Below are 9,073 nucleotides of genomic sequence, written 5' to 3' on the forward strand. Positions count from 1 at the left end.
AGAACACCCGCCGGCCTTTCGACCGACGGGTGTTCGTACTAATTGCGGACTATTACTTTACGGTAATGGTCTTGGTGGTTACTAGCTTGCCACCAACGAATACGGTTACCTTGTGCTTGCCCTTAGGCGCCTTCAAAGCAACAGTCTTCTTAGCAGCAGTTCCAGTGAAGCTGCTGAAGAACTTTCCAGCAACCTTCACAACAACCTTCTTCGCAGCAGCGTTAGTAGCTGATACGTAGAACTTGCCAGTTGAACCTGAAACAGCAGCAGTTGCAGCAGGAGCTGTTACTGGAGCGGCACCGATGATGATTGATGCAGTAGCAACTACGTCATCAACAACTGTGTCTGCAGCGATTAGGTCTGCACCGCCGTATGTGAACTTCACAGTTGCTGTTCCTGAATCAGCAGCGCCGAGAAGAACGCTGAACGAAACAGCACCATCTGCATCAGTTCCCTTAGCAATTGTTGTTGTTACGTAGCCTGGACCGGTGTAGACAACAGAGATTGAATCTGCATCAAGTGTGTTAACCAATGAGCCATATGCATCCTTTAGAACACCAGTAACCTTCAGGGTCTGACCCGGAAGGATAGATGTTGGTGCAGTGATGGTCCATGAGTAACCGCCAGTAGCAACTGCTGCAACTGTGATTGTTGCTGTAGCGCTTCCCGATCCTGAGGTAGCAGTGATTGTTGTCTTACCCACAGTGTTAGTCATAATTCCGATTGCAGGTAGTACACCATTCTCATTTGCAGTTACGGTCAAAGAATCAAGACCTGCGACATTGTTCGAAATAAACAGCACGCCCTTGGCCGAGAAAGTTACCTTTGCACCGGCAACCGCGGCGCCAGTTGGGCCAGTCACGACCGAACCCGAAGCAATAGTTGTGGTACCAACTTGGATAGTCTTGTTTTGAAGAATATCAAAATTGCCAGGCTTCAAAGTCGCGCTAGCCGCAGCCGGAGTAGCTGAGCCAAGTGCACCCAAAGTGATTGTTGATCCAGTTGTTACAGCACCCACTGAAACAGTGTGTGATTCGGTAACGCCAGAGACATCAGTGTAAGTCACACCATTTGTGCCAAGCTTCTGAATCTGAGCAGTCACTGCATAGCCTGCGTTGTTGTCAGCAGTGCTGTTGTCCTTTACAGACACACTCATCTTTCCGTCAACTAAAGCAATTGGCGATGTGATTGACGCGTTTCCTGCGTTGGTTACTGTTGCGCGGTATGTTCCGACCGGAGTCATTCCAAACTGGTCAACGAGCACAAAAGGAAGTGACAAAGTGCCACCCTTTGCAACACGAGAGACAGCAGCCGCGTTTCCAGACTTGTCTTCATTAACAAGTTTTACAGCAAGGCTGTCTTCACCTGTTAGAAGGAAACCGCCCGAGGCAACAGTGCTTGATGCTGGAACGGTTGTAAGCGCGCCACCAGAGGCAATGTAAGAGCCAAATACTCGCAATGTGTTGTTGTTCTTTAGACCAGTGTATGAAATCGGCAATGCAGCGTTTCCATCTTTGTCAGTAGTTACATCGACAGTAATTGACTGTCGAGTTAGAGTGCTCGAATTTGTCAAAGTCTTACCACCAGCGGTTACGCTAGCCCCGGCGTCCAATGAATCAACGCCATCTTCAACAACGGTGAATGACACTTTCTGACCTGACTTTAGCTTTGTTGCTGCAACGGTTGTCACGTCAAATTCTGCAGTGATAGTTCCTGCACCTGCACGAACTACCTGAGTAGTTGTACCTGGGGCCGCTGAGTCAGTTGCACGGTACTGAGCACCTGAAACTGAAAGAGCAGAGGTTGCAGTGATGTTTGTCGCTGAGCTTGATGTACCTGATCCAGCGGATACAGAGTCTGTTCCGTCAACAACGCCGGTAGCACCATAGATCTTTCCAGTTACTGCGTTTTCAGCAGTTGCCTGGAATGCCTTATCAGTAGTGTTCCATCGAACAGCGGTTTCTGCCTGAGCAACACCGTTGTATAGGAACTTCACACCGATTTTTGATGCGTCTACTGGAGCACCATTAGCCTGTAGGCGAAGCTGCTCAACATTGATTCCATTATTCAAAGCAACAACAGCTGTTACAGCAGACCCTGTGGTGATTGAACTAAGGGTTGGAGTGGCAGTAATGGTGCTTGGCTTGTGGAAAGTAATTGAAACTGGGGTTCCAGTCAATTCACCAGCGGTAATTAGGTTGTCTGTTACACCATTGTCGATGAATGGAGTAATTTTTAGTGTTGTGGTGTCAGTCACGGCGGCACCCAATCCGAATGCAACCTGAGTGTACTGGCCAGCTACATAAGCAACCGGAATTACAGCAGCGACCTTTGCATTGTTATCCACTACAGGAATTGTGCTAGCCGCGTAGGTGTCTACCGCTGCAACAGAAGCGGCAGTGTACGAGCCGGCGGCACCAGTTGCGGTAAGGCTAACTGTTGAACGTGAAGTTGCAACTAGGTTGGCAGCTGTGGCGCCTTCAACCTTGAACTTCAGCTTGTCACCACTAGTACCACCAGTTAGAGATGAGGCTAGGGTGAAATACTCCCCTAGAACACCATTCTGAGTTGTACCTGAAGTACCGAACGCTGTGTCCAGTGAGATCGCGGTTGCCGCTGAAGCTGGAGTACCAGCAAACAGGGTTGAACCGAGAGCTACTACTGCACCAAGCGCCAAGCCCTTGCGGGTTAGGTTCTTAGACATGTATGTCTCTTTCTTTCTTGGTTTATTGCCCGATCTCCAGGATGGAGTTCGGATTGGAAATCTCAATACCGGCCAACCAAGCAGGCGGGCATAAAAGACCTCACACTCTAGATAACTAGAGGGATTGCCTTTACTTACGGCCCTGACACCACCTCTGACTGGACTTGTCGTTTTAGTGTCCGGACATTCACATTTGTTTGTCACTGGCCAGACTTACCCTGTAGGGGTAGCACTATGTACTTGGGGGTATAAAAATGACGCTTACCTATGGGGATGGGAAAGTAGCCTTAGGCAGCATTGAAACAATGCTTGATGTGCTGGTAAAAAGCGAAAGCATCGCGGACTTCTGCCGCGCCATCGTGCATTCAGAATTGACCCAAGACTCGGTACAGGGTTGCCACTTTTATTCTCTGGACTCGGAGTCGCACCTAAAACCAGTCTCGGGATACGGTCGAACATATCTAGATAGTGAGGTCGCACTTAGTGCGTGGGATGATGACCCGATTGCAGAGTGTATTAGGAAAAAAGAATTTGAATTCCTAGCACCGACAAAGTCCCCCAATAGAGGTGTTCTGGCAATTCCTTTATTAAAGGACTCGATTCCCGTTGGTGCCCTGGCCTTAGTCCTGGACCCCGGCGTAAAAGGCATGCCAATTCACGAAACCCTGATACCCATTCTTAGCAAGCTTGGAACATACTGTCTCACAGCGTTTGCAGCTTCTACCGGACGCTCTACTGGAAGCTATTCATCGTCTAACCGTGAAGCTAATGGCGAAGATCTAACCTCACGCCAAGTAAAGATTCTTGAGCTTATGTCTGAGGGCATGGTGAACGTAGAAATTGCTCGTGAACTAATGCTTTCTGAAAGCACAATTCGCCAAGAGACTGTGCGAATTTATCGGGCACTTGGAGTTCCAAATCGTGGCGAAGCTGCAAAGAAAGGGCGGGCCCTTGGCCTCATAAAGCGCCCCCCCCCCCCGCTTAGATCAACTCCTGAATGAAATTGTTTAGTGAAAATCCCCCTGGCCGAAGCCAGGGGGATTTTCGTTATAACCGAAGGACTATTACTTTACGGTAATGGTCTTGGTGGTTACTAGCTTGCCACCAACGAATACGGTTACCTTGTGCTTGCCCTTAGGCGCCTTCAAAGCAACAGTCTTCTTAGCAGCAGTTCCAGTGAAGCTGCTGAAGAACTTTCCAGCAACCTTCACAACAACCTTCTTCGCAGCAGCGTTAGTAGCTGATACGTAGAACTTGCCAGTTGAACCTGAAACAGCAGCAGTAGCTGAAGCAACAGCTGCAGCACCGATAACAACGGTTGCAGTTACTGTCTTCTTTTCGATTGTTGCTGTTGTTCCATCAGCATCGTAAGTGAAGGTGATTGTTGCCGAACCTTCATCTGCAGCACCTAGTAGAACGCGGAAAGTCGACTGACCATCTGCATCTAGGGTCTGGGTGATTGCTGATGTTGTAAAGCCTGGGCCTGAGTAGGTCAAGCTTGTTGTTGGGCTTGTTGCACTTGTGTTAGGAACTGCAACTGGGTTGCCGTACTTGTCTACAAGAGTTGCCTTCACGGTCAATGTGCGGCCAGGAACGATAGTTGCCGGAGCATCAATCTTCAGAACGCTACCAGTGTCAGCAGCAGCAGCAGCAAACACTACAGTGATGGTCGCGCTAGCTGACCCTGAGGTTACAGTGATGGTCTGCTTGCCAGCCTTGTTCGAGGTGACGTTTGCGGCCCATGCGCCTGATGCATCAGTTGCAACAGTTAGCGAGTTAGCTGCGTAAACGCTGCCAGAGTAGAACTGAAGTCCAGCACCTGAAAGGGTAACTGGTGCTCCAGCAATTGCTACAGCGGCCTGAGTTGCAGAAGATGCTGTAGTTACAGTTCCAGCAAGTGCCTGGTTGTTTGTAACAGTAGGTGCAGTCTCTACAATCTTGCGAGTGTCAGCGTTCTTCACATCGTTCAAGCTCAGTGCAACAGGGCCTGCAACTTCGTAGACCTTGGTGGTTGAGTTCTGAGTACCAGTTGAAGAAGTTACAACACCAGCCACAAGTGCTGTTGCATCAACGATCTTTACAGTGAAAGGAACAGCAGTAACAACAGTTGTTCCGTACTGTGAACCTGATAGACGCTCTTGTACCTTTAGGTCGTAAACGTTGGTTCCGTTACCGGTTCCATTCTCTACTAGGGAAATTGTTGCTTTGCCGCCAACTAGAGCAACGTTGCTGTTTGATCCAGCAGCAGTTGCAGCAGTAGTTGCCTGGTTTGAGCTGGTTAGAGTTGCTGTCACGTCGTACTTGTCTGCAGGTGCTCCACCGAACTGGTCGTAAACAGCAACCGCTACACTTGCGGTGCCATTATCAGCCACAGATGCAACTGATGCCTGGCTGTTAACCGAAGCAGTGTATGTTGCAGCACGCTGGGTAACAACAACCTGAGAGGCAGTCAAGTTCTCAGTTGTGAATGAGACGGTGACTGTTTCACCGGCGGCATATCCGACAGTGGTGAGGTTTACAACTGCTTCACCGGAAGCGTTAGTAGTCAAAGCAAGCTTTGCTACTGAGCCCTGCCCAGGCAATGCCGAAGCGCTGCTGTAGCTAGTGCCATTTACGGTCAATGTTTTAGCAGGAGCGGTTGTTGTCAATGAAGCGTTAGTAGAGATAACGGCTGTAACTGCCTGGTTTGCAACAACAGCAGGAGTTGTAGCGCCATCCTTAACTACTGCTTTCACTGCAAATGATGAGTTCAAAAGCGAGTCAGCAGTTCCAGCACCTGTGTCTTTTGCTGTTGTGCTAACAGAAGCAGAAGCCACGATGGTCGCAGCCTTACGAGCAACAACTGTGGCGGTCGCTGCAGATGCAATTGTTGATGCTGCATCTGTAGCTGCTAGACCGGTGACCTTGTAAAGAGGCTGAACCTTAACTGCAGAGTCCTTTGCTAGGGCGTTTACTGCCGCAGTAGTGAACTTGAAGTAATCAGTTGCAGACCATGCTGAGTTAAAACGAACAACACTTGAGGTTGTGTTAGCAGCCAAAGCTGTTCCGTCGCCCTTGGTGAAGTATGCACCTACGTTGGCGGCAGGAAGCTGCTCGTTGTTGATGTCGTTGAACTTCACGGTTGCAGAAACAGTTGTGTCACCTTCAACAGGTGCAGTGATTGCTGTGGTTGCAGTGACGTCAGCGGCCTTCACGAAAGTTACAGTGCGTGTCTCTGAAGCGAACTCGCCTGAATCGATTAGGTCATTGCCGTTGTCGTCTAGCCATGACTGCACTGAAAAGTTGCCAGCAGCGGTCGCCGCAACGGAAAGTGTGATTGCTGCAGAAGCTGCGGTAGCACCTGAACCTTCAATAACAACAGATGCAGTTGAAGAAGTCTGGCTACCGGTACCTGCCGAGAAGGTCTGGCCAGTCTGGGTTGCACCAGTGGTGTAAGCGATAGAGCTGTTGTTGGTCACCTTTGTCTTCAAACGAGCATAGCTCGATGAAGGGATAAGTGAACCAGTAGCTGCAGTCAAGGTGAATGTTTCACCTGAGATTAGCGAGTAAGAAGTACCAGCTGATGGGGTAAGAGTCACTTCGTTCGCCGCTAGAGCTGGAGTACCAGCAATTACGGTCGAGCCAAGAGCAATTACTGCACCAAAAACTAGACCCTTGCGGGTTAGGTTCTTAGACATGTATGTCTCTTTCTTTTCTTGGTTAGTAAGCCTTTTGCGGGGCAAAAGACTGAGAATCCTGACGCGCCAAGCAACCAAGCAGGATGGCGTGAGGGGTTCCTCGTTAAAGGTACCGGAGAAATGTCCGGACTATTACGGTATTTGTCCGGATATATTGAAAAAGTCGCAAAATAAAAACCGCCATTTCTGGCGGCTTTTTGAAGGATTTAGGGATCGACTACTTCTTTTCTACCTTGAGGATGTCGAGGGCAGTTTTTTCAAGACCTGAACGGTCCTTGTTGATTACCAATTCAAGACGAACGGTGCTCTTAGCCAGATCTGATTCGTCATAAACCTTGCCACTCTTGTCAGCCAAGTACTTCAAAGAAGCATAGAAAACGACGTGCTCTAGTCCCTGCTTATCGATGGCCGTGACAACCTCAACCTTGGTTGGGTAGGCAAAATAAGGAACACTGTCTACCATCACGGTAATTAGGGTGTTCTGGAACTGCTCTTTAGCATCATAGTCAAAGGTGAAGTCAGCAAAAATACCCTGGCTGGCGTAGACGCGGTAGTCAGCTGGAATGGTGATCTGGTCTACCTGAACCGCGCTGGTCTTCACGAAAACAACGTCACTCTTTGAGCTGTCAAAAATTTTGGTCAAATCAGACTGCCTAAATGGGCTTGGGCTGGCAGATGGAGCCGAAGCGGCCACATTTGACACTGGTAATGAAGGCTTTGCAGGCGCAGGAGCTGGGATTTCCGGAATCTGTACAACTTCGTCACTAGGCTCTGCCGATGCGGTTGGGGCCGGAGAAACCGGCTCTTCAGTAGCTGCAGGGGCCTGAGTTTCAGCACCCTGCTGGGCAACTTCTTGAGTCTGGGTTCCACGACCGGTGAAGTTTACGAAGGCGCCAACTGCCAGCATCAGAAACAGCACAAAGACCATTGCCTGGGCGCCAACCTTTTTGGCCTCCATAGCTGCCTTGCGGGCGGCAACAGAAAGAATTGCGGCGGCTGACATGCCGCTGGTGTTTACGTCGTCGCCAAGCAGGGCCTTCTTGAAGGCTGCGCGGGCACGGAAAATGAGCTGACGGGTGGCGTTCTCTGATAGGCCAACCTGGGCAGCGATCTGCTCTGTTGACTTTTCTTCATAGATAGAGGCCAGAAGAACTTCACGGTGGCGAGGGTTCAGCTTGCTGAGCGCCAGACGCAATACAGCGGCGTCATCTTGCTGCTCAAGGTATGAGCTGACCTCTGGGTCTGAGCTAACTGGCTCGGCAACGTCATCGAGGTTTGAAACATAGGCCTTACCTGAGGCACGAATTACGTCTAGGCAAAGCAGGCGCACCTTCCACTTCAGGAAGCGAAGCACACCAATTTCTGAGTCAAGCTCAGGAAGACTAACCATCAGGTATAGGAAAGCATCTTGTACAACTTCGTCAACCTGGCTTGGATTGTGCAGGAAGCGGCGAGCGTGACGCTCTAGGTGTGGACGGAAGCGGGTGTAGATGCTGGCAAAATCTTGGGCCGACCATTCGGCTAGCTTGACCGGGTGGCCGTCTGGGCCGTTTGCGCGATCGCGAGTTACTACGTAGCCGAAGTCCTCATCGGATTCTTCGTCTAGCAGATTCTCTAGCGGATCTTCAGTAAATTCGCCCTCTGGACGAATTGGGGTGATGTCTGACATCGGTGCCCCTTTCATCCAGACATAACGGCTCTAGGGCAAGTTTATTGCCCTGTCTAGTTAAACGGTAGGGGCAGTGGTTTATTACGGTGTTGCCCCGACTTATTCACAGAATCTGTGGGTGTGGTTTTTTGAGGCTAAAAATGAGGCACATTAAAGCACTAACCCCGGGGATATTCAGCTCTAGGGCTGTAGGGAACACACCGGGGTCAACAAGTCCAAGTTATCGGGGTTCAAAAGGCTATGTCAAGTGCATTCAATAGAGTTGTGCAAAAGTTGGATTGGCCTGCGTCTGTTTTCACCCCTGCGCGCTTGAGCCAGTACCAAGCGGCTATGAATGGTGATCCAGCAGGTGTCTTGAAGCTTTATTCACTGAATTTACAAGCGAGTGCCGAGATGCACCTTTGGCTTGGATTACTAGAAATTACCCTTAGAAATGCGCTTATAGAAACCCTTATGCCGGTTGAACGCCACGAGGGATTTGACCCACTCTTGTCAATCTGGGCCGACTTGAGTCCCGCGGAGAAGGGGGCCTATAAAAAAGCACAAAATCAAGCAGCCACCAAAGCCAAGCCCGGCAATTTCAATGCCTTGATTACTGAGCTCCCTTTTGGGTTTTGGAGAAGTCTGCTTTCTTCAAAACATCAGACGAGTCTGTGGGTCACGAATTTCCGCTGGGCTTTTCCGGGATTACGACAAAAGCGCAGAGCAACGGTTTTTTCTGCCGTGGAATCTGCTGTTGAACTGCGCAATCGGATCGCCCACCACGAGCCAATTTTCAATCGGCATTTGGGCCAAGATTTGGCCCAAGTTCAACAAATTATTGGCTGGATTTCGCCTGAGGCGCTGGCTTGGGCGCGGGCCAATTTGCCCTGCGAGGTTATCGGTGTTCGCTGGGGCGAAGGCGAAAACCCAACGTTTACCTGATTATTTCCCTTGGTTACCGTAATAAAGGGGATGGCCCGGCGTGTACTGGTAACGTAAAGGTTACGACAAACCACTTGAAACCAAGCCTCGTGAGGCGTC

General features: G+C 50.0%; 5 protein-coding genes. 2 read left to right on the plus strand and 3 right to left on the minus strand.

The genetic code is table 11. The features are described from left to right. Positions 1-52 precede the first annotated feature (52 nt). Positions 53-2,704 carry a beta strand repeat-containing protein gene (locus RHOLA_RS06320; protein WP_038503226.1) on the minus strand — a complete coding sequence of 884 codons (2,652 nt, stop codon included), beginning with the start codon at positions 2,702-2,704 and terminating at the stop codon, positions 53-55. A 254-nt stretch (positions 2,705-2,958) separates the two neighbouring features. On the opposite strand from RHOLA_RS06320, the gene RHOLA_RS07145 reads away from it, so the two are divergent. Continuing rightward, positions 2,959-3,705, plus strand: coding sequence for a helix-turn-helix transcriptional regulator (locus tag RHOLA_RS07145; protein ID WP_051636349.1), 747 nt, complete (start codon positions 2,959-2,961; stop codon positions 3,703-3,705). Positions 3,706-3,768: 63 nt separating this feature from the next. Here the strand turns inward: RHOLA_RS07145 and RHOLA_RS06330 are convergent, their stop codons facing one another. After that, positions 3,769-6,381, minus strand: a complete 2,613-nt coding sequence (locus RHOLA_RS06330; protein WP_038503228.1) for a beta strand repeat-containing protein — start codon at positions 6,379-6,381, stop codon at positions 3,769-3,771. Positions 6,382-6,598: 217 nt separating this feature from the next. Further along, positions 6,599-8,050, minus strand: coding sequence for an RNA polymerase sigma factor (locus RHOLA_RS06335; RefSeq protein ID WP_038503231.1), 1,452 nt, complete (start codon positions 8,048-8,050; stop codon positions 6,599-6,601). A 240-nt stretch (positions 8,051-8,290) separates the two neighbouring features. Between RHOLA_RS06335 and RHOLA_RS06340 the strand changes: the two genes are divergently transcribed. Next, positions 8,291-8,974, plus strand: a complete 684-nt coding sequence (locus RHOLA_RS06340) for a hypothetical protein (RefSeq protein ID WP_038503233.1) — start codon at positions 8,291-8,293, stop codon at positions 8,972-8,974. The last annotated feature ends 99 nt before the right edge of the window (positions 8,975-9,073 follow it).

This window comes from Rhodoluna lacicola (genome assembly GCF_000699505.1).
GTDB lineage: Bacteria > Actinomycetota > Actinomycetes > Actinomycetales > Microbacteriaceae > Rhodoluna > Rhodoluna lacicola.

Coding starts and splice junctions, on each gene's coding strand:
- RHOLA_RS06320 (WP_038503226.1), bottom strand. CDS start 2,704: ATGTCTAAGAACCTAACCCGCAAGGGCTTGGCGCTTGGTGCAGTAGTA.
- RHOLA_RS07145 (WP_051636349.1), top strand. CDS start 2,959: ATGACGCTTACCTATGGGGATGGGAAAGTAGCCTTAGGCAGCATTGAA.
- RHOLA_RS06330 (WP_038503228.1), bottom strand. CDS start 6,381: ATGTCTAAGAACCTAACCCGCAAGGGTCTAGTTTTTGGTGCAGTAATT.
- RHOLA_RS06335 (WP_038503231.1), bottom strand. CDS start 8,050: ATGTCAGACATCACCCCAATTCGTCCAGAGGGCGAATTTACTGAAGAT.
- RHOLA_RS06340 (WP_038503233.1), top strand. CDS start 8,291: ATGTCAAGTGCATTCAATAGAGTTGTGCAAAAGTTGGATTGGCCTGCG.